General features: G+C 70.8%; 27 protein-coding genes and 1 tRNA gene. 6 read left to right on the top strand and 22 right to left on the bottom strand.

Annotated elements, in window-relative coordinates; translation table 11 throughout:
- Positions 1 to 21 precede the first annotated feature (21 nt).
- The 4 genes from WQO_RS19210 to WQO_RS35790 all read right to left on the bottom strand — a co-directional run bounded on the left by WQO_RS19210 (position 22) and on the right by WQO_RS35790 (position 2619).
- A complete protein-coding gene (locus WQO_RS19210; RefSeq protein WP_010056096.1) occupies positions 22 to 858 on the bottom strand; it encodes an MBL fold metallo-hydrolase in 837 nt (278 codons plus the stop codon).
- On the bottom strand, positions 855 to 1751 hold the full coding sequence (locus WQO_RS19205; protein WP_010056097.1) for an NUDIX hydrolase: 897 nt from the start codon (positions 1749 to 1751) through the stop codon (positions 855 to 857). Before WQO_RS19205 ends, WQO_RS19210 begins: the two co-directional genes overlap by 4 nt.
- Positions 1752 to 1990: 239 nt before the next feature.
- Positions 1991 to 2461 (bottom strand): RidA family protein, encoded by a 471-nt coding sequence (locus WQO_RS19200; protein WP_006126400.1) that lies wholly within the window; start codon positions 2459 to 2461, stop codon positions 1991 to 1993.
- Entirely contained in the window at positions 2461 to 2619 is a 159-nt protein-coding gene (locus WQO_RS35790) for a DUF4177 domain-containing protein (protein ID WP_003967454.1), read from the bottom strand. The genes WQO_RS19200 and WQO_RS35790 overlap by 1 nt, the downstream gene beginning before the upstream one ends.
- A gap of 72 nt (positions 2620 to 2691) precedes the next feature.
- Here WQO_RS35790 and WQO_RS19195 point away from each other — a divergent pair, with 72 nt between their 5' ends.
- Complete coding sequence (locus WQO_RS19195) at positions 2692 to 3666, top strand: ATPase BagA (RefSeq protein WP_010056100.1); 975 nt, start codon at positions 2692 to 2694, stop codon at positions 3664 to 3666.
- A complete protein-coding gene (gene bagB, locus WQO_RS19190; RefSeq protein WP_010056101.1) occupies positions 3663 to 5138 on the top strand; it encodes an ATPase BagB in 1476 nt (491 codons plus the stop codon). The genes WQO_RS19195 and bagB overlap by 4 nt, the downstream gene beginning before the upstream one ends.
- A 31-nt stretch (positions 5139 to 5169) precedes the next feature.
- Here the strand turns inward: bagB and WQO_RS19185 are convergent, their stop codons facing one another.
- Entirely contained in the window at positions 5170 to 5520 is a 351-nt protein-coding gene (locus WQO_RS19185) for a WhiB family transcriptional regulator (RefSeq protein ID WP_029181854.1), read from the bottom strand.
- Positions 5521 to 6102: 582 nt separating this feature from the next.
- Between WQO_RS19185 and WQO_RS19180 the strand changes: the two genes are divergently transcribed.
- Complete coding sequence (locus tag WQO_RS19180; protein ID WP_010056103.1) at positions 6103 to 8352, top strand: transglycosylase domain-containing protein; 2250 nt, start codon at positions 6103 to 6105, stop codon at positions 8350 to 8352.
- 107 nt (positions 8353 to 8459) lie between these two features.
- On the opposite strand, the gene WQO_RS19175 is transcribed toward WQO_RS19180, so the two are convergent.
- Positions 8460 to 8924, bottom strand: coding sequence for a GatB/YqeY domain-containing protein (locus tag WQO_RS19175; RefSeq protein WP_010056105.1), 465 nt, complete (start codon positions 8922 to 8924; stop codon positions 8460 to 8462).
- Between the two features lie 134 nt (positions 8925 to 9058).
- On the opposite strand from WQO_RS19175, the gene WQO_RS19170 reads away from it, so the two are divergent.
- From WQO_RS19170 to WQO_RS19160, 3 genes are all read left to right on the top strand, one after another.
- Positions 9059 to 9997: a metallophosphoesterase gene (locus WQO_RS19170; RefSeq protein ID WP_010056107.1), complete on the top strand. Its 939-nt coding sequence runs from the start codon at positions 9059 to 9061 to the stop codon at positions 9995 to 9997.
- Between the two features lie 245 nt (positions 9998 to 10242).
- Positions 10243 to 10989 carry a Pr6Pr family membrane protein gene (locus tag WQO_RS19165; protein ID WP_029181855.1) on the top strand — a complete coding sequence of 249 codons (747 nt, stop codon included), beginning with the start codon at positions 10243 to 10245 and terminating at the stop codon, positions 10987 to 10989.
- A 28-nt stretch (positions 10990 to 11017) separates the two neighbouring features.
- Positions 11018 to 11091: transfer RNA gene (locus WQO_RS19160), tRNA-Pro, on the top strand.
- 92 nt (positions 11092 to 11183) lie between these two features.
- Here WQO_RS19160 and WQO_RS19155 read toward each other — a convergent pair.
- The 16 genes from WQO_RS19155 to WQO_RS19090 form a co-directional block, all read right to left on the bottom strand.
- Positions 11184 to 12362, bottom strand: coding sequence for a site-specific integrase (locus tag WQO_RS19155; RefSeq protein ID WP_079055578.1), 1179 nt, complete (start codon positions 12360 to 12362; stop codon positions 11184 to 11186).
- Positions 12363 to 12426: 64 nt separating this feature from the next.
- Positions 12427 to 12630 (bottom strand): helix-turn-helix domain-containing protein, encoded by a 204-nt coding sequence (locus tag WQO_RS19150; protein ID WP_010064758.1) that lies wholly within the window; start codon positions 12628 to 12630, stop codon positions 12427 to 12429.
- Positions 12631 to 12861: 231 nt separating this feature from the next.
- Positions 12862 to 14040, bottom strand: a complete 1179-nt coding sequence (locus WQO_RS19145) for a DUF3631 domain-containing protein (RefSeq protein WP_010064759.1) — start codon at positions 14038 to 14040, stop codon at positions 12862 to 12864.
- Entirely contained in the window at positions 14037 to 14384 is a 348-nt protein-coding gene (locus WQO_RS36865) for a hypothetical protein (RefSeq protein WP_010064760.1), read from the bottom strand. Before WQO_RS36865 ends, WQO_RS19145 begins: the two co-directional genes overlap by 4 nt.
- Positions 14381 to 15271 (bottom strand): bifunctional DNA primase/polymerase, encoded by an 891-nt coding sequence (locus tag WQO_RS19135; RefSeq protein ID WP_010064761.1) that lies wholly within the window; start codon positions 15269 to 15271, stop codon positions 14381 to 14383. The genes WQO_RS36865 and WQO_RS19135 overlap by 4 nt, the downstream gene beginning before the upstream one ends.
- Complete coding sequence (locus WQO_RS19130; RefSeq protein ID WP_010064762.1) at positions 15268 to 15909, bottom strand: class I SAM-dependent methyltransferase; 642 nt, start codon at positions 15907 to 15909, stop codon at positions 15268 to 15270. Before WQO_RS19130 ends, WQO_RS19135 begins: the two co-directional genes overlap by 4 nt.
- The gene (locus tag WQO_RS19125; RefSeq protein WP_010064763.1) at positions 15906 to 16601 is read right to left on the bottom strand and encodes a methyltransferase domain-containing protein; all 696 of its coding nucleotides are present in this window, start codon (positions 16599 to 16601) and stop codon (positions 15906 to 15908) included. The genes WQO_RS19130 and WQO_RS19125 overlap by 4 nt, the downstream gene beginning before the upstream one ends.
- Before the next feature lie 85 nt (positions 16602 to 16686).
- Positions 16687 to 17151 carry a hypothetical protein gene (locus WQO_RS19120; RefSeq protein ID WP_010064764.1) on the bottom strand — a complete coding sequence of 155 codons (465 nt, stop codon included), beginning with the start codon at positions 17149 to 17151 and terminating at the stop codon, positions 16687 to 16689.
- 212 nt (positions 17152 to 17363) lie between these two features.
- Positions 17364 to 19469, bottom strand: coding sequence for a hypothetical protein (locus WQO_RS19115; protein WP_010064765.1), 2106 nt, complete (start codon positions 19467 to 19469; stop codon positions 17364 to 17366).
- Between the two features lies 1 nt (position 19470).
- On the bottom strand, positions 19471 to 21069 hold the full coding sequence (locus WQO_RS36430) for a hypothetical protein (protein ID WP_010064767.1): 1599 nt from the start codon (positions 21067 to 21069) through the stop codon (positions 19471 to 19473).
- A 99-nt stretch (positions 21070 to 21168) separates the two neighbouring features.
- On the bottom strand, positions 21169 to 21333 hold the full coding sequence (locus WQO_RS36145) for a hypothetical protein (protein WP_158514069.1): 165 nt from the start codon (positions 21331 to 21333) through the stop codon (positions 21169 to 21171).
- A complete protein-coding gene (locus WQO_RS35200; RefSeq protein ID WP_029182781.1) occupies positions 21320 to 21676 on the bottom strand; it encodes an RRQRL motif-containing zinc-binding protein in 357 nt (118 codons plus the stop codon). Before WQO_RS35200 ends, WQO_RS36145 begins: the two co-directional genes overlap by 14 nt.
- The gene (locus tag WQO_RS19105) at positions 21673 to 22182 is read right to left on the bottom strand and encodes a hypothetical protein (RefSeq protein ID WP_010064768.1); all 510 of its coding nucleotides are present in this window, start codon (positions 22180 to 22182) and stop codon (positions 21673 to 21675) included. The genes WQO_RS35200 and WQO_RS19105 overlap by 4 nt, the downstream gene beginning before the upstream one ends.
- On the bottom strand, positions 22179 to 23183 hold the full coding sequence (locus WQO_RS19100) for a hypothetical protein (protein ID WP_010064769.1): 1005 nt from the start codon (positions 23181 to 23183) through the stop codon (positions 22179 to 22181). Before WQO_RS19100 ends, WQO_RS19105 begins: the two co-directional genes overlap by 4 nt.
- The gene (locus WQO_RS19095) at positions 23180 to 23464 is read right to left on the bottom strand and encodes a DUF6303 family protein (protein ID WP_010064770.1); all 285 of its coding nucleotides are present in this window, start codon (positions 23462 to 23464) and stop codon (positions 23180 to 23182) included. The genes WQO_RS19100 and WQO_RS19095 overlap by 4 nt, the downstream gene beginning before the upstream one ends.
- Positions 23461 to 23763, bottom strand: a complete 303-nt coding sequence (locus tag WQO_RS19090) for a hypothetical protein (RefSeq protein ID WP_010064771.1) — start codon at positions 23761 to 23763, stop codon at positions 23461 to 23463. The genes WQO_RS19095 and WQO_RS19090 overlap by 4 nt, the downstream gene beginning before the upstream one ends.
- Between the last annotated feature and the right edge of the window lie 229 nt (positions 23764 to 23992).

Raw genomic sequence — 23992 nt, 5'->3', positions numbered from 1 at the left:
CCGGCGCTGATCCAGGGCTCCTCAGCCCTGGACCAGCCCGTGCTCGGTCAGGTATTCCCACTGCGCGCGTACCGACAGCTCGGCGGCCGGCCACAGGGAGCGGTCCACGTCGGCGTAGACCGCCGCCACCACGTCCGACGGCGTACGGTGCCCGGCCTCCACCGCCGTCTCCACCTGGGCGAGCCGGTGAGCGCGATGGGCCAGGTAGAACTCCACCGCCCCCTGCGCGTCCTCCAGCACCGGACCGTGGCCCGGCAGCACCGTGCGGACGCCGTCATCGACCGTCAGCGACCGCAGCCGCCGCAGCGAGTCCAGGTAGTCGCCGAGCCGCCCGTCCGGGTGCGCGACCACCGTCGTACCGCGGCCCAGGATCGTGTCGCCCGTCAGCACCGCCCGGTCGGCGGGCAGATGGAACGAGAGCGAGTCCGCGGTGTGCCCCGGCGTCGGCACCACCCGCAGCTCCAGGCCGCCGGTGGTGATCACGTCGCCCGCCCCGAGCCCCTCGTCGCCCAGCCGCAGCGCCGCGTCCAGGGCCCGCACCTTCGTCCCCGTCAGCTCGGCGAACCGGCCCGCGCCCTCCGCGTGGTCCGGGTGCCCATGGGTGAGCAGCGTGAGGCCCACGCGCCGCCCGGACCGCTCCACCGCCTCGATCACGGCCCGCAGGTGTACGTCGTCGAGCGGCCCGGGGTCGATGACGACGGCGAGGTCCGATTCCGGCTCGGCCACGATCCAGGTGTTCGTCCCGTCGAGCGTCATCGCGGACGGGTTGGGCGCGAGGACGTTGACCGTACGGGCGGTCGCGGGCCCGGAGACGACAGCTCCGCGCGGCTGTCCGGGAAGGGCGGCTGCGTCGGTCATGCCCGACCCCCTCCCCCGCCCGCCGCGGGCACGTGCTTGGTGAACTCGTCGTGTCCCGGCCAGGTCAGCACCAGCTCGTCGCCCTCCAGCCGGGCCTGCGCGAGGACCGGGGTCATGTCCTGCACGTCGGCGGCCTCCAGGGCCTCGGCGGCCGTCCTGTACGGCGCGAGGGCCCGCAGTGTGGTCACGGTGGGCGGCATCATCAGCAGCTCGCCCGCGTCGTAGCGGCGGGCGGCCTCCGCCGGGGCGATCCACACCGTACGGTCGGCCTCGGTGGAAACGTCCCGGGTGCGCTGCCCCTCGGGGAGCGCGGCGACGAAGAACCAGGTGTCGTAGCGGCGCGGTTCGAACTCCGGGGTGATCCAGCGCGCCCAGGCGCCCAGCAGGTCCGAGCGCAGCACCAGGCCGCGCCGGTCCAGGAACTCCGCGAAGGACAGATCCCGGGCGACCAGCGCCTCCCGGTCGGCCTCCCAGTCGTCCCCGGTCGTGTCGCCGACCACGGTCGTCGCGGTCGGCCCGGCGAGCAGGACGCCCGCCTCCTCGAACGTCTCGCGCACCGCCGCGCAGACGACGGCCTGCGCCTCGGTGACCGTCGCCACGCCGAGCCGGTCGGCCCACTGCTCCAACGGGGGCCCTGCCCACCCGACCAGCCGGTCGTCGTCACGCGGATCGACTCCGCCACCCGGATAGGCGTACGCGCCTCCGGCGAACGCCATCGACGTACGGCGGCGCAGCATGTGCACGACGGGTCCGGGCGTCGGCGCCTGGGGCCCACGGTCGCGGAGCAGCATCACCGTGGCCGCCCGCCGGGGCGTCACGGCCGTCAGCTCACCGGCGGCGAGGGCCCGGATCCGGTCGGGCCATTCCGGGGGGTACCACTGACCTTGGGACATGGCCGGAGGCTATCCGGAACCGCGCCGATGTTCGAGAGGCTCCCTGATCATCACGGCGACCCGACATGTCCCGTACACGCCCGCCATGCCCCGTACACACGGGATCCGCCCGTCGCGGCGCCCGTACACACGCGATCCGCTCGTCGCGGCACCCGTACACACGCGATCCCGCCCGGTCGCGGGGACCGGGCGGGATCGGAGACGTACAAGAAGGGCGAGCAACGTACGGGAAGGAGGCCTCAGGCCTCGACGAGCTCCACCTGGACCTCGACCTCGACCGGTGCGTCCAGCGGCAGCACGGCGACGCCCACGGCGCTGCGCGCGTGCACGCCCTTGTCGCCGAGGACCGCGCCCAGCAGCTCGCTGGCGCCGTTGATCACGGCGGGCTGGCCGGTGAAGTCGGAGGCCGAGGCGACGAACCCCACGACCTTCACGACGCGCTTGATCCGGTCCAGGTCACCGGCGACCGACTTCACGGCGGCGAGCGCGTTGAGCGCGCAGGTCTTCGCGAGCTCCTTCGCCTCGTCCGGCGTGACCTCGGCGCCGACCTTGCCGGTGACGGCGAGTTTGCCGTCCACCATCGGCAGCTGGCCCGAGGTGTACACGTACACCCCGGACTGCACGGCCGGCTGGTACGAGGCCAGCGGCGGCACGACGGCGGGCAGGGTCAGGCCCAGCTCGGCGAGGCGCGATTCGACGGCGCCCGCCACTACGCCTTCTCCCGCTTCAGGTAGGCCACGAGCTGCTCGGGGTTGTTCGGGCCGGGAACGACCTGGACCAGCTCCCAGCCGTCCTCGCCCCAGGTGTCCAGAATCTGCTTGGTCGCGTGCACGAGAAGGGGCACGGTCGCGTATTCCCACTTGGTCATGGGCCCGACTGTAACGCCTGGCACGTACGGTCCCGTGCGTAGGCCGGGGCAGGACTGGTTAGGCTCGAATACGTGAGCAGGTTCCAGGTCGTCAGCGGCAAGGGCGGTACCGGTAAGACCACGGTGGCCGCCGCCCTCGCGCTCGCCCTCGCGACGGAGGGCAGGCGCACCCTCCTCGTCGAGGTCGAGGGCAGGCAGGGCATCGCCCAGCTCTTCGGTTCCGACGCGCTCCCCTACGAGGAGCGCAAGATCGCCGTCGCGCCGGGCGGCGGCGAGGTGTACGCGCTGGCGATCGACGCCGAACGCGCCCTCCTCGACTACCTCCAGATGTTCTACAAGCTCGGCAGCGCCGGCCGCGCTCTGAAGAAGCTCGGCGCGATCGACTTCGCCACCACCATCGCGCCCGGCGTCCGGGACGTCCTGCTGACCGGGAAGGCGTGCGAAGCCGTACGCCGCAAGGACAAGCAGGGCCGGTTCGTCTACGACCACGTGATCATGGACGCCCCGCCGACCGGCCGGGTCACCCGCTTCCTGAACGTCAACGACGAGGTGGCCGGGCTGGCGAAGATCGGCCCGATACACAACCAGGCCCAGGCCGTGATGCGGGTCCTGAAGTCCCCGCAGACCGCGGTCCACCTGGTGACCCTCCTGGAGGAGATGCCGGTCCAGGAGACCGCGGACGGCATCTCCGAACTGCGCGCCGCCGAACTGCCCGTGGGCAGCGTCTTCGTGAACATGGTCCGCCCGCATCTGCTGGACGAGGACGCCCTGCGCACCGCCGCGGGCGGCCGCCGCAAGGAGATCGCCAAGACGCTGACCCGGGCCGGGGTGACCGGTTCCGCCGCCCTCGTACGTCCGCTGGTGGCGCAGGCGGCCGAGCACGCGGAGCGGGTCGGCCTGGAGCGGGAGCAGCGCGCGGTGCTGGCCGGTCTCGGCCTGCCGACGGCGGAGCTGCCGCTGATCGGCGACGGGGTGGACCTCGCCGCGCTGCACGACCTGGCCACGGAGCTCCGTAAGCAGGGCGCGGGGGAAGAGGGGGACGTATGAGCGCGGACACAGCTGGTACGGCTTCGGCCACGGTGGCCGAAGCGGGGCTGGACACGGACGCGCTGCTGGACGACCCGGGCATCCGGATCGTCGTCTGCTGCGGCTCCGGCGGTGTCGGCAAGACCACGACCTCCGCGGCCCTCGGCGTACGGGCCGCCGAGCGCGGCCGGAAGGTCGTCGTCCTGACCATCGACCCGGCCCGCCGGCTCGCCCAGTCCATGGGCATCGACCAGCTGGACAACGTGCCCCGCCGGGTCGACGGCATCGACGGCGACGGCGAACTGCACGCCATGATGCTCGACATGAAGCGGACCTTCGACGAGACCGTCGAGGCGCACGCGGACGCCGAGCGGGCCAGGGCGATCCTGGAGAACCCCTTCTACCAGTCCCTGTCGGCCGGGTTCGCCGGTACGCAGGAGTACATGGCGATGGAGAAGCTCGGGCAGCTGCGGGCGCGCGACGAGTGGGATCTGATCATCGTCGACACCCCGCCCTCGCGCTCCGCGCTGGACTTCCTGGACGCGCCGAAGCGGCTCGGGTCGTTCCTCGACGGGAAGTTCATCCGCCTGCTGATGGCGCCCGCGAAGGTCGGGGGCCGGGCCGGGATGAAGTTCCTCAACGTCGGCATGTCGATGATGAGCGGCACGCTGGGCAAGCTGCTCGGAGGCCAGTTCCTGCGGGACGTCCAGACGTTCGTCGCCGCGATGGACACCATGTTCGGCGGCTTCCGCAGCCGCGCGGACGCCACGTACAAGCTGCTCCAGGCGCCCGGCACGGCCTTCCTCGTGGTCGCGACGCCGGAGCAGGACGCACTGCGCGAGGCCGCCTACTTCGTGGAGCGGCTGGCCGCCGAGGACATGCCGCTGGCCGGTCTGGTCCTCAACCGCGTGCACGGCAGCGAGGCTTCGCGGCTCTCCGCGGAGCAGGCGCTGACTGCCGCAGAAAATCTTGACGACGCCCGCATTGTGGATCAGAGGGCCGGGAAAGCTGGCCTTGGTGACCGGGTAGCCCCCGACCCGGCGGTCACCGCTTCCGGAACGACCGAGCCGCCCCTCTCCCCCGAGGCCGGGCAGGCGTCCGGTCCGCAGACCTCAGCCGAGCACCAGGACACGACGGAGAACGAGCCGCCCCACGAGAACATCGCGCACGCCGCGACCGCCCCCGAGGGCGAGACCGCCGACGCCACCCCTGCGGTGGACACGGCCGACGAGACCGGAGCGTCGGACACCGACGCGACCGACGTCATCAGCATCGAGGAACTGACGGCGGGTCTGCTGCGCCTGCACGCCGAGCGCATGCAGGTCGTCGCCCGCGAGAACCGCACCCGCGACCGCTTCACCACGCTCCACCCGGAGGTCCCGGTGACGGCCGTGGAGGCGCTGCCCGGCGACGTACACGACCTGGACGGCCTCCGGGCCATCGGCGACCGGCTGGCGGACGGCTCCGCCCCGGCCCCTGCCGGAGCGGCGTAGAGCCGACGCGCCGAGCGGCGTGGTCGGCGCGCTACCCGACGGCGGCGTACGTCTCGTGCAGTTCCTCGTCCTCCAGCCCGATGACTCCGGGCATGATGCCGGTGGACCGCTCGTACTCGCTGCGTGCGGTCTCCAGCAGTCGGCGCCAGGACGTGACGGTCGGCCGGCGGCGCAGCAGTGCGCGGCGCTCCCGCTCCGTCATTCCTCCCCACACGCCGAATTCGACGCGATTGTCCAGCGCATCGGCCAGGCACTCGGTCCGCACCGGGCATCCGGTGCACACCGCCTTGGCTCTGTTCTGCGCTGCCCCTTGTACGAACAGTTCATCCGGATCGGTAGTGCGGCAGGCTGCCTGCGCACTCCAGTCGGTTACCCAGCCCATGTCGGCGCCGTCCTCTCCCGAATCGAGGCTCCCCCACGGCGGTAGCGGCATATTCACCGCTGCCAGTTGAGGACGTTACGGAAGGTGGGGACAGCACAACACCCCCTTCGGGCCCAATCTTGAATGGTCCGAACGGACTATGCGTATGCGGCAGATCACCCAGGGGAGTGAGCCGAGGACATACGCGACTATCGCCGCGAAAAAGGGACAGTGCACTCAAGTTGCAAGGGACTTCTCGCGACAGACGGGGCGAATTCGGGAGCGCCTCGCTGGGTGCGTGAAGGGCGATGCGGTGGCACATCGACCGGCCGAAGAATGACCAGAAGATGCGCATGGGGCGGCAGGGGGCTTGATACGGAACCGGACTGCTGTGACAGTTGAGAGCAGCTTAGGCCAACGCCTGCCCGTCTGTCCGGCGAATGGGAACGTAGGCCGTCCGCGTCCGCGTGCCCGCACCGTGACGGCGTGCCGTGTCTCCGCCCGGCCCGATTCTCCGCCCGGATGTCACGGTCTGGTACGGGAACGCTCCGAGAGCCCGCTGCTCCTGCGACACGTTCATCACTACGGATTAGGCTGCCCCCTATGCCAAAGAAGCGCTCGGGCGGCGGTCTCACCACGACTCAGCAGGCCGCCAAGTTCGTCGGTGTCGCCGCCCTCTCCGGAGCTGTCCTGGCAGGCATCGCGCTGCCCGCGGCCGGAGCGCTGGGGCTCGCCGCCAAGGGGACGGTCGAAGGATTCGACGAGATCCCCTCCAACCTCAAGACACCGCCGCTCAGTCAGCGGACCACGATCCAGGACCGCGACGGCGGCACCATCGCCACGGTGTACTCCCGCGACCGCACGGTCGTCCCGCTCAAGGACATCTCGCCGCACATGCAGGCCGCGATCATCGCGATCGAGGACTCCCGCTTCTACGAGCACGGCGCGGTCGACCTCAAGGGCATCCTGCGCGCGATGAACCGCAACGTACAGGCGGGCGGGGCGGCGCAGGGCGCGTCGACCCTCACCCAGCAGTACGTGAAGAACGTCTTCGTCGAGGAGGCGGGCGACGACCCGGAGAAGGTCGCCGAGGCCACGCAGCAGACGCTCGGCCGCAAGGTCCGCGAGCTGAAGTACGCGATCCAGGTCGAGGAGGAGCTCGGCAAGAAGAAGATCCTGGAGAACTACCTCAACATCACGTTCTTCGGGCAGCAGGCGTACGGCATCGAGGCCGCGTCCCAGCGCTACTTCTCCAAGCACGCCAAGGACCTCAAGGTGGAGGAGGCCGCGCTGCTCGCCGGCATCGTCCAGTCGCCGAGCCGGTACGACCCGGTCAACGACACGGAGGAAGCGACCAAGCGCCGCAACACCGTGCTGGCGCGGATGGCCGCGGTCAAGAGCATCACGCAGGCCGAGGCCGACAAGGCCATGGAGACGCCCATCAAGCTGAAGGTGTCCCGGCCGAAGAACGGCTGCATCACCGCCGTCAGCGGCTCCGGCTTCTTCTGCGACTACGTACGCAAGACGATCCTCACCGACCCCGCCTTCGGCAAGACCGACGAGGAGCGGGCCAAGCTCTGGAACCTCGGCGGTCTGACCATCCGGACCACGCTCGACCCGCGCGCGCAGAAGGCCGCCAACGAGGCCGCCACCGCGAAGGTCAACAAGGACGACAAGTTCGCGGCGTCGGTGGTGCAGGTCCAGCCGGGCAGCGGCAAGATCCTCTCGATGGGCCAGTCCCGCCCGTACGGCCTGGACCAGAAGCAGAACGAGACCGTCCTGAACCTCTCCGTCAGCAACAAGATGGGCGGGAGCACCTACGGCTTCCAGGTCGGCTCCACGTTCAAGCCGTTCACCGCGGCGGCGGCGCTGGAGAAGGGCATCAGCCCGGCGACGTCGTTCTCCTCGGACTGGAAGTTGACGCTCCAGGAGCGGGACTTCCGCAACTGCTCCGGCTCCCCCGCCGGGTACGCGCCCTGGCAGCTCCAGAACGAGCTGGAGTCCGAGAAGGGCTCCTGGGACATGACGAGCGCGCTCGGCAAGTCCATCAACACCTACTTCGCGATGCTGGAGCAGAAGGCCGGCCTCTGCGAGACCGTCGAGATGGCCAAGAAGGTCGGCTACGAGCGCGGTGACGGCAAGAAGATCGTCGAGAACCCGTCGATCACCCTCGGCAGTGAGGTGAGCACGCCGCTCTCCATGGCCGGCGCCTACGCCGCCTTCGCCAACCGCGGCACGTACTGCACGCCGGTCGCCATCGAGTCCATCAAGGACCCGCAGGGCAAGAAGCTCGACGTGCCGAAGACGTCCTGCTCGCGCGCGATGAGCGAGCGGACCGCGGACACGATCAACCAGATGCTCAAGGGCGTCGTCGAGGACGGCACCGGTACGCAGGCCGGACTCAGCGACCGGGACAACGCGGGCAAGACCGGTACGACCAACGACCGCAAGGACGCCTGGTTCGTCGGGTACACGCCGAACCTCTCCACCGCGGTGTGGGTCGGTGACGACGTCGGCGAGAAGAGCTCGATGTTCAACGTCACCATCGGCGGCCAGTACTACGACAAGGTCTGCGGTGGCTGTCTGCCCGGCCCGATCTGGCGCATCGCGATGACCGGAGCGCTGGACGCGTCCGAGACCCCCGGGTTCAACACCGTCCCCGTGCCTCGCGGCAAGGAGAAGGGCGACAAGGACGAGGAGAAGGGCGACCGCGAGCGGGGCCGTGACCGTGACCGCGGTGACGACGACAAGCCCGGCGACGACGGCAACCGGTTCCCCGGGATCGAGCTCCCGGAAGGCGTGATCGGCGGACCGGGCGGCGGCGGCCGGGGCGGCGGCAACGAGGGCCCCTGACGGTGGGACTCCGCACGGAATAGGGGTGGGCGCCCGGTCGAGGACCGGGCGCCCACCCCTATTGTCTTGTCCTGCTTCCCCGCTCGGCTTCTCCGCTCGGCGATGCCTCAGCCGGCGAGGAGCTTCTTCACCGCGGCGGCGACCCGGCCGCCCTCGGCGAGCCCGGCGACCTTCGGGTTGACGATCTTCATGACGGCGCCCATCGCGCGCGGCCCCTCGGCCCCGGCGGCCTTCGCCTCCTCGACGGCGGACGCCACGATGACGTTCAGCTCGTCGTCGGAGAGCTGCTTGGGCAGGTAGCCGTCGAGCAGCTCGCCCTCCGCCTTCTCGCGCTCGGCCTGCTCGGTCCGGCCGCCCTGGGCGAAGGCCTCGGCCGCCTCACGGCGCTTCTTCGCCTCCTTGGCGATCACCTTCTGCACCTCGTCGTCGGAGAGCTCGCGCGCCGACGTGCCGCTGACCTCTTCCTTGGTGATCGCGGTGAGGGTGAGCCGAAGGGTGGACGAGGTCAGCTCGTCACGCGCCTTCATGGCCGTGTGGAGGTCTTCCTTGAGCTTGGACTTGAGCGTGGTCATGCCGTGATTGTGACAGGTGGGGGGCCGGAACCGCCCACCGATTTCCCTCTCCCTCCCCTCACCTTTCCTCTCGCCCACCTCTCGCCTACGTCTCGCCTTTTCTCCGGGCGTTCCGCTTCTGCGACGATGGGCACATGCGCGCACGCTACGGAGTACCCCTGAAAGTCACGGCAGTCGGCGCGGCGGTCGGCGCCGCCGGACTGGCCTACGCCGCCGGGTTCGAGGCCCGCTCGTTCCGCCTGCGACGGGTCACCATTCCCGTACTCCCGCACGGGGCACGTCCGTTGCGCGTGCTCCAGGTCTCCGACATCCACATGGTGTGCGGTCAGCGCAAGAAGCGCGCGTGGCTCCAGTCGCTGGCGGGCCTGCGCCCCGACTTCGTGGTGAACACCGGCGACAACCTCTCCGACCCGGACGCGGTGCCCGAGCTGCTGGACGCGCTGGGCCCGCTGATGGAGTTCCCGGGCGTGTACGTCTTCGGCTCCAACGACTACTACGGCCCCAAGCTCCGCAACCCGGCCCGCTACCTCCTGGAGAAGGTCCAGGGCAAGCACGGCCTCAACGGCAACGCCCCCGCGGTCGGCGTCGTCCACAACCCGTGGGAGCCGATGCGCGACGCCTTCGACGAGGCCGGCTGGCTGGACCTGTCGAACACCCGGGGCCGGCTCAAGCTGGAGGGCATGGAGCTGGCGTTCACCGGCCTGGACGACCCGCACATCAAGCGGGACCGTTACGCCGAGGTCCAGGGCGGCCCGGAAACCGGCGCCGACCTCTCCATCGGCGTGGTCCACGCCCCGTACCTGCGCTCCCTGGACGCCTTCACGGCCGACGGCTACCCCCTGATCCTGGCGGGCCACACGCACGGCGGCCAGCTGTGCATCCCGTTCTACGGGGCACTGGTCACCAACTGCGACCTGGACACGGACCGGGTCAAGGGCCTGTCGAGCCACACGGTCGGAGACCAGCGCGCCTACCTCCACGTCTCCGCGGGCTGCGGCACCAACCGCTACACCCCGGTCCGCTTCGCCTGCCCGCCTGAGGCGACGCTGCTGACGCTGGTGGCGAAGGGCTGAGGGGGCGGCGGGCGGGGCTGCCTGCCTGGACGGCGCGCGTAGGCGGACGCCGGAGGCGTGTGGCTCGACGTACGCGGCAGCTGCGGGCGCCGGGGGACGGGCTGGCAGGCGCGACTGGCCGACAGGCATCCGAGGCTACGTCGTAGGCGACGAGCGGGGGCGCGGCGGCCCGGACCGGATGACGGCGAACGGCCGACGCGGGTGACGAATCGCGGGGGTCTTCCCACCCCCTTACGGTACGAATCATGACCGCGCCCCGGACCGCCCTGCTCCCCCGCCCCCGGGCTGCAGAGGTGCTCCGGGACCCCACCGGCCCCCGCCGCCCCTGGGCCACGGTTCTGCGCACCCTGGCATGCGGGGCGGCGGTGGCGGGCCCGGCGATCACCATGGCAACCGGCTACACCCCACCACCCCTGATCCACTTCACCGTCCTGGCGAACCTGCTGGTCGCGGTGGCCTTCGGCTGGTCGGCGGTACGTTCCTGGCGGGGCGCTCCGCCGCTCCCGCCGTACCTGACGGGCGGGGTGCTCCTGCTCGCGGCGATCACCGCCCTGGTGCACCACCTGGTGCTGGTGAACTACCCGGAGACCCCGGCCCCCGGAACGGGCTGGTCCCTCGCAGCGACGCTCCTGCTCCACACGGTGACCCCCTTGGCGGTCGCCGCGGACTGGCTCCTGCTGACCGCGCCGCGGACCCTGCGCCTGGCCCACATCCCGCTGTGGCTGACGGCCCCGGCGGCCTACCTGGGCTTGGTTCTGACCCGCGGAGCCCTGCTCTCCCACGGCTCCCCGACCCGCTACCCGTACCCGTTCCTCGACGTCGACACGTACGGCTACACCGGCACCCTCACCCAGGCCCTCGCCCTCGGCCTCCTCTTCACCGCCCTGGCCAGCCTGATCACCGCCGTGGACCACATCCGGCCGAACGTGGCGGGGTGGATCCAGCACCGAGGAAACCGGATTTCGCCTCCGGCCGCCGGTGGGCTAAAGTAATCGATGTCGCCGGGAGTCCGGTGGACATCGGGGTGTAGCGCAGCTTGGCAGCGCGCTTCGTTCGGGACGAAGAGGTCGTGGGTTCAAATCCCGCCACCCCGACAGCTGAAACACCAGGTCAGAGGCCCGGTCCTAGATTTAGGATCGGGCCTCTGTGGTGTCCGGGGGCCAAACGGGGGGCCAGAGGCTTTCGATCAAGCCTTGCTGTCGCCGCGCCCGGCCTCGAAGGCGAAGATCTCGTCCATCGCCTCCGCCCCCTGAGTGATCACGGGACGAAGCTGCTTGCGGTAGACGGCCTCTGTGGTTGCCTGACTGCTGTGTCCGACGAGCACAGCGATCCGTTCCAACGGGATGCCGTGGTCCGAGAGCAGCGACACGAAGCTGTGCCGAAGCTCCCGCGGGGTCCACTCGGGCTCCAGGCCCGCCTTCTTCACGATGGCCCGAAAGTCGCGGCGGACATTGGCAGCGTCGAGCGGCTCGCCACTCCTGGTGGTGAAGACGCGGCCCGAGGCGCTCCACTGGGCTCCGTGCGACGCTCGCTCCTGCTTCTGCCAGCGCAGGTGCTCTTCGAGTACCTCAACAACCTGCCGCGGCAGAGCAATCGTGCGCCGGCTCTTACGGGTCTTGGTCTCCCCATGCCGGCGCACCGACCGCCATACCGCGACATGCGGCGGAACGTCGTTGTCAGGCGACAGGTAAACATGATCCCAGGTGAGAGGACGCGCCTCCTCCGTACGCACGCCACTCAACAAGGACAGGACGAGGTACGCGTACAGGCGCGAGCCCCGGGCAGCGGCCAAAACCGCTTTGGCCTGCTCCAGGTTCAAAGCCTTGCTCGGACGCCCCGGCTGGCCTTCCGGCACAGTGACCAGCGCGGCCACGTTGCGCACCGCCTTGTCCCGCCGCTGCGCATGCTCAATAGACCGACGCAGGACCGCAAGAACATCTCGAAGCGTCCTCGTGGCCAGCTCTTCGGCTCGCCCCGTCAGCCAGTCATCCACGTCATCGGCACTGAGATCCTTCAGCTTCGCCCGGCCGATATACGGGACCAGGTGCTTGGTCGCCAGAGTGCGGTTCTTGCCTACGGTCTGCTCGTCGCGCCCCTTCAACCCACGTTCAAGCCAGTCGTTGACGGCATTGGAGACCGTGTAATTCGCGGGCGTGCGCGCCCCGGCCTCGACCTCCTTTTTCAGCTCCCGGATCTTCCCGCGCACCTCGGTCTTGGTCTTGCCATAGACCTTGGGCCGCAAGCGCCTGCCGTCCGGCGCGTACCCCAACGAGACGGCACCCACGAATCGCTTTTTAGCTCCATCCCAATAGATGGTGTCTTCACCGTGCCCGGCCCTGCGTGTGGGCTTCGGATTCGTCGTCACTCCGGCGGTTCCTTCCATGGGTGAGGCCGCGCCGGAAGGGCGCGGCCTCGGGGACATCGGAGACTCAGGCTGCGGATTCGCTCTTGAGGAGGTCGATGTACTCCGCGACGTAGTCCGTCGGGATGCGTCGGCAGCGACCGATTTGGACGGTGCGAAGCCGTCCGAGACGGATCTCCTCGAAGACGGTGGAGCGGCCGAGCCGGAGGGCTTCGGCGGCTTCCTCGGGGGTGTAGAGAAGGGGCTCGATGACTCGCGGGACTGCGCTCAACAGAACATCTCTCCTCATGGCGATGCGGGGGCTTTCCCCCTTCCTGGTGGTCCGCTACATCCGCTACGCCGCTACACCGCAGGTCAGCGGGTGTGGAGGCGTAGCGGATGGTTGTGATGTAGCGGCTACATCCGGCTTCGACCCGTTCAGCGGCGGGCCGTGCAGCTCCTCGTGCGGGGCGTGAGGCGTCGCGGTGGGTGTGGGATGTAGCCGCTACATCGGTGGTTGCCGCTACGCGAGCACGGGTTGTGAGCTGGGCTGTAGCGGCGTAGCGGATGTAGCGCTGTTCTGTGGCGGGGCCGCGCAGTAGCGGTTCCAGGCGTCGTGGAGGTCTTCGGCGTAGTAGCCCTTGAGGATGCCGCCGGCGGTGCGGATGTTGCGGGAGACGATCGGTTCGTCGTTGGCGGTCCGGTATTCCTTGAGCATCTTGGACAGTCGTCGGGAGTCGAGCGGTTTGCCGTCGGTGTCGGCCCAGGGGGCGTCTTCCAGTGCGTTGAGCCTGTCCAGGACGGCGATGGTGGGGAGCTTGTCGACGCCGATCAGGACGTGGTCGCGGAGGTCGGTGAGCAGGCGGATGCCGAGGGATGCCTTGTCGTCGGACTGGGAGGCTTTGACCAGTTCGACGCATGCGGCGCGGGCCCGTGCGGGCCAGTTGCCGCCTGCGGCGTCCGCGACGGCGAGGAGGGGTTCCCATACGTCGGCGGGGCGGTCGGTGATGCCGTCCGGCATCTGGGGCCAGGCTCCCTTGACCTGGTCGCGGACCTGGTCGGCCCAGGCGGCGAGGCGGTCGCGGATGGCGTTCCCCTGTGCTTCGTGGGTGCCCAGGCGGTAGGGCTCGACCTTCTCGTTGGGGGCGCGGCGGCGCATGCGGATGATGACGGAGCGGGTCAGGATCGTGTCGGGCAGGGAGCCGAGTCCGGCCATGGCGACGGCGCAGTAGGACGGGAAGCCCTGGACGGTCTGGTTGGCGCCGTCGCCCACGCACCGGTACATCAACCGGCCGCGGCGGTGTCCGGCGTTGAGGAATCCACGGAGCTGTTCGTTCTCTCCGGCCTTGGGGCCGAAGACGGTGTCGATCTCGTCGTAGACGATCGTGGGCCGTTCTCCCTCGATGCCGGCCACGGACCGGAAGAGCGCCGAAGGGGAGGCATCCACAGCGGCCATCTTGTTCGGCACCAGCGTCTCCAGCACTTCCAGCGCCCGGGACTTGCCCGATCCCGGCTCCGGGGACAGGAACGCGATGCGCGGCGTCGAGTCGAAAGCGTCCAGCAAGTGCGCGTGCGCGTCCCACAGGGCGACGGCGACGTAGGCCCCTTCACGCGGAAAGATGTTGAACCGGCGGTGGAAGGCTTCCACCTCGTCGAGGAGGGCGGCACCGTCGATGGGCGGTGCGGTCGGTGTGGCGTTCATGCGGCAGCGCCTTCCTGGTCGGCACGGAGCGGGCAGCGGGTCTTGTGGTCGGTGTGGTCGGCGATCAGGGCCAGGGCTTTGTGGTGGCCTGCGGCGAAGAGGTTGCGCCCGCACTGGCAGATGCTGGTGGCGGTGGGGGTCGCGCCGCGGGGCGCGGTGATGGTGAGCCAGGCGATGGGGTAGCGGCCGTCTCCGGTCTGCTGGTCAGGGCGAACAGCAGCGGGGACGCCTTCGGCGACGACCTTCGGCGCACCACGGTCGGAGGCGGCGGGGGCCGGTTCGGCGAGCCTGAGCCGGGACGTGGGCGGATGGCCTTCCAAGGGGGAGCGGAGCGGGGAGCTCATGCCGTCTCCCTGGGCCGGGCGGTGTGGATGGAGGCGTCCAGGGCGCTGCGGATCGTGGCGCGGCACTCGGCAACGGTGAGCCCTCGAGCCTCTCCCGCCCCTTGGAAGGCCTCCTCAACCTCGTGCCGGGCCAGGTCGCCCCACGCGACGAAGCGCCCCACCTTGAACGCGCTGCGGTTGAGCGTGTCGTTGCCCTCTCGCTCGGGCGCCACGACAACCCGCCGGCACTCCCGCTCCAGAGCGGCCCGCCCGGCGCGGCTGCCGCTGACTACCGGCATGGCAAGCGGTCCGACCGGCCCGCGAGGCGCGGGCCGGAGAAGGGTGAGAAGCCAGCCAGGCAGGGGCACGACGGGGTTCGGGTGGGTGACCTCGTAGCGCCCGCTGGTGGTGGTGCTGCCGGGGGCGACGACGTATCCGCCCCATGCCCGGGTGTCCACCAGGGGTGCCAGGGTGCCCGCGGTGTTGCCCAGCCGGATGCCGGGCGGGGTGGTGAAGTACAGGTGGTGTCCGCCGGACGCGGTCCGGGTGCGGTAGGTGCTGGGGACGGGTTGCCCGGCGCGCTCGCAGAGCGCCCCAAAGGTGTTCACGCCGGAAGGCGTGTCCGTGCTGCTGTTCCGCTTGGGCATGTCCAGGTCCACGACCAGCAGCCCGCTAGGGCCGGTGGCGATGCCGATGTTGAAGGGGCGGTCGGCCCAGGCGCGGCGGATGCGGTCGGGGTCGGTGGTGGCCCGGTCCTCCCACTTGCGGTGACCGCCTGCGCAGTCCCCGGTCAGCGGGCAGACGGCCTCGCCGTGGAGGGCGGGGCGCTTGTCGGCGGGGCGGAGCGGGAAGACGTGCCAGTCGCGTTCGGCGGCGGCCAGGGCGGCGGTGAGGAGTGGGGTGTTCATGCTGCGGCCGTCCTTTCGTGGGTGAGGAACTGGTGGCCGATGAACTGGGTGTAGGCGGGGGGTACGGCTTTGCGGGCTTCCTTGTTGGTCATCCAGGTGCAGCCCATGGCGTCCGCGTAGGCCCGTTCGCCCTTGTGCTCGAAGGCCAGGAGCTTCTTGTGGTGCCAGCACGGTGCGACCAGGTCACCGCCGCCGCCCCATGACGTTTCGAAGGCGCGGTGGCGGCGGACGTTGAGGCCGAACTGCGTCCCGCACAGCAGGTAGTCCGGGCGCAGCAGGCCCGCCCACGCGGTTTCGGGGACGTTCTCGATGACCCAGGGCAGCCCGGATGCCTGGAGCCGTTTGCGTCCGGGGGTGAGGAGGTCGGGGTGGTTGTCGCGGCTGCCGCGCCAGGCGGTGACGCGGGCGAAGTGCTCGCACGGCCAGGAGGCGTGGATGAGGTCGTAGCCGTCAAGGGGGAAGGTGAGGGCGTCGGCCTGGTGGAAGGTGAAGGGGTAGTTCGGCTGCGGGTTGATGTCGACGCCGGTGACGTCGTATCCGGCGAGGTAGTAGCCCATGGACAGGCCCCCGGCCCCGCAGCAAAGGTCCAGCACCCGCAGCCCGTTCGGCTTGCGCAGCGGCAGCACAGGCGTGGTCACGCGGCCACCCCCAGACCGGTCGCGGTCAGCAGGGCAAGCGCGGCGGTGCCGATGTGGTGGGTGTAGGCCGGGGGGATGCATTCGCGGATGCCGTCGCGGTTCATCCACGGCACCCCCATCACCCGGCGGGCCAGGTCGACGCCGGAGAAGTTCCCGACGAACTGCCCGTAGTGGCCGGGCGGGATGGGGCGGCCCATCTTGGCCTGCGGCACCAGGTGCGGGGGGTGGTGGGGCTGGTTGAGGGTGAGGCCGCCGCCGGTCTCGAAGTACCGGTGCCGGTAGGTGGCCACCCGGAACATCGGCCCGCACAGCATCACCGGCCCAACCAGCTTCGGCACCGCCCCGCGCACGTTCTCCATCACCCACGGCCGGCCGGTCGCCTGGAGGGCAGTGCGGGTGGGGGCGATGAGGTCAGGGTGGGTGTTGCCCTGGAGGCGCTGGCAGTCGCTGTCGTGCTGGCACGGCGGCGACGCATGGATCACGTCGAACTCCGCCCCGTGCTCCAGCACGAAGGCAACCGCTTCGGCCTGGACAAACGAGTACGGGTAGCGGGGCTGGGGGTGGATGTCGACGCCGGTCACGTCGAACCCGGCATCGGCATAGCCCTTGGCCGCGCCGCCCTGGCAGCAGAACAGGTCGAGTAACCGCGGCCGGGGGTCGACATCTCGCCGGATGTGGGTGGCATGGGTCATGCTTGAGGTCTCCAGTTCTGATGAGTGCTGGCAGATGAGAGCGGCCCCGGGATCATTGGCGTGAGATGGGGGCCGCTCTCGGCGTTCAGCGGTGGTTGATGGTGCCGTTGGCCTTGCCGAACATCCCGGTCGCGGTGATGTTCTGTGTGATGCGCGTCGAGCCCCTCCCTGCCCCCGCGGTGCGGCCGATGCGCAGGAGCATGGGGACGCCGATGGCTGCGGCGGCGAGAAGGGCGACGGCGGCCCAGAGGGCTTCACTCATGGCGATCAGTCCCGGGGCTGCGTAGGAGAGGCCGACCCCGGCGGCGGCGATGCCCCCGCCGATCGTCGGCGTGAGAAGCGCGGTCGTCTTGGCCCACGTCGGGATCGGCTGAGGGGCCGGAACGGGCGGTGCGGGCGGGGCCTGGGTCGGTGTGTAGGCCAGGGTCCGGATGCCTCCGGGGAGGGTGACCATCTGCACGCCCGGGGGGATCTCGGTCGGCAGCATGCCGAGGGTCGGGGTGGGCTGTTGGGGGGTGAGGGTGGTGATCTCGTACGCGGTTTCATGCACGACGGGGCTCCTTCAGCAGCACGGCCCGCACCTCCCGCTGAGGGGCGGTGCGGGCCGTGCTGGCTTGTCGTGTCGCTTGTCGTCCGGCTTGTCGTGTGCCTTGTCGCTTGTCTTGTCTTGTCGCTTGTCGCCTTGCAGGTCACAAGCCGTTTCCGGCCCTCACAGACCCGCCCAGGCACCTTCCCGGGCCGGGGCCGACAAGCGACAACCGCCTACTCCTCGGCGGGGTTGTCGGGGGTGTGGTCACGGTGGACGTAGCGGGCTTTGGTGCCGGTCCCGACGCGGACCGCGGTGCCGTCCTCCGACCACGTCTTGAGCCACCCGACGACCGTCTGCCGCGTCGTCCCGAACTCCTCCTCCGCCAGGCCCCGGGCGATCGCGGACGCTCCCGTCCCGTCCGGCCCGGCGGCGTGTAGCAGGGCGAGGGCTGCTTGCCGGGCGGCGTTGTCCTCGGGCTGGAGGGCGGACAGGTTCAGTCCGGTCGGCGCGGGCCGCCCGGCGTCCGGCTCACCCGATGCTGTGGTCGGGTTGAAGGTGGCGAACTGGTCGTCGATCTGCTGCCGGAACTTCCGGGCCAACGCCTCCTCCGCCGACTCCCCCCGCAACGCGGAGAGATTCAACCCGCCACCGCTTGCCGCGGGCCGCTCGCCCGCGGGGGCGTCGGTGGCCGGGGTCTCCGGGTTGGTGTCGCGCATCCACGCGGTGCGGTCCGCATCCCACCGGGTCGCGTAGGCAGGCCCGGCCGCCTTGCTGCTGATCTCGTCCAGGGTCGGGTGGATGTTGGTGGTGGCGTGGACGATGTCGCGGATCTGGTTGGGGAGGATCCGCCACACCTTGAACAGCGCCGCCGCGGACTCCGGAGTCCCCATGAACCCCGCTCCCTTGTAGGGGGCCTGGTCGGGGCGCAGGCCGCGGGCGCCGGGGAAGACCTTGGACAGGTCCATGCCCTCGGTCTCCCCGCCGGTCAGGCAGACCCGTGCCTTGGCCTCCCGGCGGATCATCAGGTTCCCCAGCACGCTGCCGGTGGCTCCGAGTGCGGTGAGGACGGTTCGGACGCCCATGGCGCGGAGCATGCGGATCACTTCGAGGATCTTCTTGGCGAGGTCTTTCATGCGCCGGTCGGTGCTGGTCAGGATCTCCGCACCCTCATCAACGACCAGCATGATCTGCGGAATCTGCGCACTGATCGGCAACAGGTCCGTATTCGCTCGCGCCATCAGATCCTGATACGCGACCTTCCTCCGCAGCCCCACAGCCAGGGCCGCGTCCAGCATCAGCACGGCTTCCTCGTAGGTGGAGGCGAGCCAGTCAATGCCCGGCCGCACCCCGCCAATCGGGGCTCCGTTGACGTCGAGCGCGGGGCGGACCCATGGAAGACCAGCGGATCCGGCGTTCAGGTCGATCACCCACGTGAGGACGTCGGTGGTGCGGGCGAATCCGGCGAGGATGACGTGAACCATGTTCGTCTTGCCCGACCCGGTGGGGCCGACGACCAGCGCGCACTGCTCCCGCAGGAACACACAGATCTCTTCCGCATTCGTCCGGTACCCCCACGGGATGCCCGTGTAGAGCGACAGCGGCGTGTAGTCGGACGGGTAGGTGCGCTCTTCCGCGAGGACGTTGACCGTGGTCACGTCGATCAGGACGCGCCCCTGGTGGATGCCCTGGGAGGCGACCGCCGTGCAGCCGTGGGGCAGGCGGGCGTCGGCGGAGAGTGCGGCGGAGTGCTGCGCGATCCGGTCGTAGGTCGTTCCCCCCGCGGGGAGTTCGGCGTCGATCGTGAACCCCGTCCCCGTGGGCCACATCTCCACCGCAACGACGCGCAGGGTGAGGTGGCAGACCCGCTGCACCCGGTCCACCCACTCCGCAGCGATCGCCCGGCGTTCGGCGGACAGTTCGCGAGCGACATGGCGTTCATCGGCCGCGATGGTCTCCAGTTCCCGAGCTTCCTCGTGAAGGAGGGTGGAGCGGGCGGCGGCTCCGATGCCGACGCCGATCGTGGCCAGGGAACCCAGGGCGGCCCAGGTGAGAGGGCCGCTAGTCATGGCCCATGTCGTCCACCCCGCCCCGACCAGCCAGGACGCGGAGCGCATCGCGATGGTGCGGGCGGAGAGCCGCTCGCGGAGGCTGCTGATGGTGTGGCCGATCGCCCCGGCCGCGCCAACGGCGAGGGCCCAGGCGGGGGGCATACCGGTGGCGGCCCCGGTGGTGGCGACGGCAAGGGCGCCGGAGGTGGCGGACAGGGCGCCGGTCACAGGTCCGTGACCGGCCGCCCAGTCCCACATCGGCCCGGAGCTGGCCTGTGTGGTGGTGGTCATCTCAGACGTTCCAGCCCTTCTCGGCCTCGGCCCCGTTGCGGGGGTCCTCGTGGCGGGCAATGTCTTGCTCGTGGGCCTGGCGGAACAGAGGCCCCATGTCCTCCGCGACCGCGACGGCCGCCATGAGCGCGCCGAAGATGTCGTTGAAGCCGTCCGCAACCGGCTTCTCCAACGGGAACTCCGAATCGGCCCGCTCAGCCAAGACCTGCATCACGTTCGCCACGCTCGTCAAAGCTGCGGGCAGCCCCTCGACCATGGCCAGGATCTCCATGGCGTTCTCGGGGTCGTACTGCTGAGCTGCCGTTTCCATCTCGGCGGCGTGCTCCTCGAACCGGAAACCAGACACGTTCTCTCCCTCATCCGGGGTGGTGGTGGGTGCTGCCGGCGTCGGCCCAACCGGGCGCTCGGCGGTGTCGCTGATCTGGTCGTTCTGCTGGGCCGCTTCGGCATCCGAAGCCGCTTCGGCCTCACCCAGCGCGGCGACGATCGCTTCGTCGCGCTGGTCGCGCTGTTCCTCGGCGGTCCGGGTCAGCCGGGCGTACAAGCGACGCCCGGGATACATCAGCCACGCCCACCCGAGCTTCCGGCCCAGCGGGGTGGTCACCATCCCGACCAGCCCCAACACCCCCGCCAGCAGGGCCGCCAGGAGGCGACGCCCCTGGAACCGGGCCGTGGAGCGGCGCAGGGCCTTGCGGGCGGCTTTACGGAGCGGGGCTTTGCGGACCGCGTCCCGCGCTGCGGTGACGGTGTCGGCGGTGCGCTGGTCACGGGCCTTACGGCTCCGCTGGACAGCGGCGCTCTTGGCGGCGCTGATCCGGCCCGCGGCCTTACCCACCGACCGGCCCAACCCGCCCTTCCCACCAGCGGAAGCCGTACGGGCCGCGGTCTTGGCGTCGCGTCGGGCGTCGGCCAGGCCCCGGCGGGCACCGGTCGTCTCCGACCGGCGGGCCGCCCGCGACGGCGACGACGTCCGGGCCGAATCTCGCAGCGCCTTGACCTGCCCGGCACGGCTGCCGGACCTGCCCGCGGCCGTGCCGGGCGACGCGTGCTTGGCCGGGGCCGACTTGTGGCGCAGGCCCGCGCTGTTCTTCGGGCTGCCCGCCTTCCCCGTACCGAGACCCGAACCGGAGGCGGTGCGCTTGGGCTTGGCGATCCCCCGACCAGCGCCCTTCCCGGTGCTGTGGGTGACTCCGCCGCGGCTCTGGCCGGGCACTCGGCCCGATCCACCACGGCGGTTGGGGCGGGCGCTCTGGCCGACTGACCCGAGACCGGCCGCGGAGTGCGGTGCGCGGGCCCTGGCCTTTCGGGAGCTCTTGGTCTTGTGGTTGGCGCGGTGCTTGCGGGTGGCTGCTACTACTCCGAGGGCAGCCGCGCCGGTCGCGGCGACCGCGAGCCCGGCCGGGCCAGCGACCAGCGCAGCGGTGGCGAGGAGGGACGCGGTGGTGTTGGTGCCGGTCACCGCGAGCGGGACCACCGGCCACCCACCCGGCGTGTGCTTCACCGCCGGAGCGGTGGGCGCGGGCTTGGGGTCGGGTGCAGGGGGCGGGGTGTCCGGTGTGGCCTGGGGTGCCACTTCCGGGGTGATGGTGGTGTCAGTCATGCTTGGCGCACTCCTTTGTCGGAGTAGGGGCCCGGCCGGATCTGTGGAGGAGAGGGCCGGGCCCTGCGAACTTGCAGGCGACGCACTGTTCTTCCGGGGTCAGGCAGTCGGGGCGCAGTCGGTGCACGTCGGGCTGGTGCACCGCTCGATCCGGCCGAGCCCGAGCAGGCTGGTCAGAACGTTCGCGGCGCGCCCGCCGGGCTCTCCGGCCATGCGGAGCCCTACGGCGTGCAGGGCGCGGGTGAGACGTTCACGGAAGGACACGGCGGTTCCCTTCGGAGGGAGCGGGGGTGTCGTGGCAGGGGACGCACATGCCGAGCGACCGCGGGATGCAATACCCGGCATCGGTCCGGCAGGCGGGGCAGGTGCGGCGCGCGGTCATCGCCGCAGCCAGTGCCACCGCGCGGCCCGGCGTCATGGGACGGACGGGCTTGGCCCGATCGATGCGATAGAGGTACGCGACCAGCGGGGGCCGCCGGCGTCGGGGCCGGTGGAGTTCCGCGACCACGTCCTGACCACCCGGGCGCAGCCCCAGGGCGCGGAGCTGACGGCGGGTCGCCAGACCATCGGGGGCGAGGTGCCACCGGTAGGTGGGCAGGGTGCTCATGGGGTCGGGGCGCCGAAGGGAAGGGGCTGAACCCTCCAGGTGACCTCGCAGGCCGGGGGCAGCGCGGCCCCCGGGGTGTGTGTGGTCCAGCCGGAGCGCGGTGCGCCTTCGGCCTCGGCGGCGATCTCGGCGGCTTCCACCGTGGGGTGGACACTGTGCAGGCGGCCCTGGTGGAAGAGCGCGTAGACCCGCTCAGCCCGCTGGTTCTGCTTGCGGGTGACACGCAGCAGCGTGCGCAGGGCCTGGCGGTCCTCGGTATCCAGCAGCGACTGGGCCCGCAGAGCCTCCAGCTCACCTTCGAGCCGGGCCGCATCCAGCCGGGACTGGGCCAGCTCGGACCGCAGTTCCCCAACCACGTCGTCCGCATGGGTCAGGTAGTCGACCAGGTCACCGTTCTGCTCCAGGCACTTCTCCGCCTCGGCGCGGGCATTCTCGGCTTCCGTCTCGGCCGCGGCGAGGCCGGTCCGCAGGGTCTTCAGGGTGCGGGTGCGGATCAGGGTGATCATGCGGTGGCTCCCTCAAGGTCCAGGGCGGGGGTGGTGTCGCGGTGCTCCTGGTAGCGGGCGGTCACCCACCCGGTGGACCAGCCACACAGCTCGGCGGCCTGCCGGATGGACAGCCCGGCATCGCACGCGGCCCGGACCGTAGCCCGCGCCTGCTCCTCGCCCTGCTTCTCCACGGCGGGCCCAGCGGACAGCAGAGCCTGGCGTTCACGCTCGGCACGCTGCTGTTCACGCTCGCGCTCCCGGCGCTCCCGGGCCTCTCGCTCTCGGGCCTCCAGCTCGCGGCGCTGAGCGGCCTCGCGTTCAAGGCGTTCACGCTCGGCCTGCTGCTGTTCACGCATCTGCTCACGGCGTTCACGGGCCTCCCGCTCCGCCCTCTCCCGCGCCTCCGTTCGCTCGCGCTCCTCACGCCGCGCAGCCTCTTCCCGAGCCGACTGCTCACGCGCCAGCAGCGCTTCGTGGTCACGCTGTTCACGCGCCAACAGGGCCGCGTGCTCGCGCTCCTCACGCCTCCGACGCTCAGCAGCTTCCCGGCGCTCCTCGGCCGCCTGCTCCCGCTCCCTGCGCTCCGCAAGCTGCTGTGCTTCCCGGGCGGTGCGGGCGGCGGTGATGGCCCGCCGGTACGCGAGACCGGTCTCAGCAGTGACGATCAGCAACAGCGGTGCGACCGAGTGGACGGCCACGCCGACCAGGTCCTTCTTCAGCGCGCTGTCGGCGATGTTCAGGGCCAGGGTCATGCCGCCGGTCATCCACCGCAGAGCGATGGGCCACCGGCCCCCGTCCCCGCCCAGGGCGGCCAGGACCGAGTCCAGACGGACCACGATCACGACTGCGGCGTCCACGACGAGCGGGAGGATCGGGGCTGTCCATTCCCAGCCCTTGGGGCTGTGGCGCTCCATCAGCGGGGTGACCGTGAGGATGGAGAACAGCATCGCCCCGCCCACGATCAGCCACGTTCCGACCGACAGGGCGCGTTCCGCTGAACGGATCTGAACACTGTTCACGACAAGCCCCCGTCCCGTGAACACACCCGGATCGAGGCCAGCAGCCGGACCGGCGACGTGTCGTCGTCCGGCCTCTCCGGGTAGTCCTCCCACGCCCACTCGGCCCCGTCCATGAACACGAACCCGAGATCGGTGAGCGCCCGTGAACGCTCAGCCGGGGTCGGCACCACCTCGGTGCCGAAGTTGTGCTCCGGCCACTGCGAGACCGGAACACCCATGAGGGCGACGTACAGGGTCCACCGGCCGGTGCGGATGGACAGTTGCGCGGTGTGCTCGCTCATGCGGCCACCGCCGTACGCTCGTGCACCGGTCGCCGGACAGGAGCGCGGCGGTTACGCCGGCAGGAGGTGCGGGGCTGCTTCAGCATGAGGCCCCGCAGGAGGCTCTCCGCGTAGGCCGCGGTCTCCGGGTCGCTCTCCCGGAGCTCCGCGAGGACCTCGCGGGCGACGTCCAGACGGGCCGCCCGGTCCATGACGGACTCGGTGGGCGAACCGGTGAACAGCTCCAGGTCGATTCCCAGAGCCAGCTCAACGAACTCGGTCGCGGTAACAGGCTCGCGACCAGCAACGATGGACTTCATGAGTTGTTCCTCTCCGACAGGAACGGCTCACCACGAACCCCCGGAGGGCCAACTCCGGGGGTTCTCGCCGTTGGAACCAATCCGGCTCCCCTCAACCCCGCCCGTACAGCCCCAGAGGGCCGGACGGGCGGAGGAGGCAACCGGCAGGCTTCGCCGGTCAGCCGCTGTCACGGCTGACCGGTCCCGAGCCTGCGAATCGGTGCGTCATCGTCACTGCTCTGACGCCAGC

This window comes from Streptomyces globisporus C-1027 (assembly GCF_000261345.2).
GTDB lineage: Bacteria > Actinomycetota > Actinomycetes > Streptomycetales > Streptomycetaceae > Streptomyces > Streptomyces pakalii.
The sequence above is the reverse complement of the archived record's forward strand: the minus strand, read 5'-3'. Positions and strand labels throughout refer to the sequence as shown.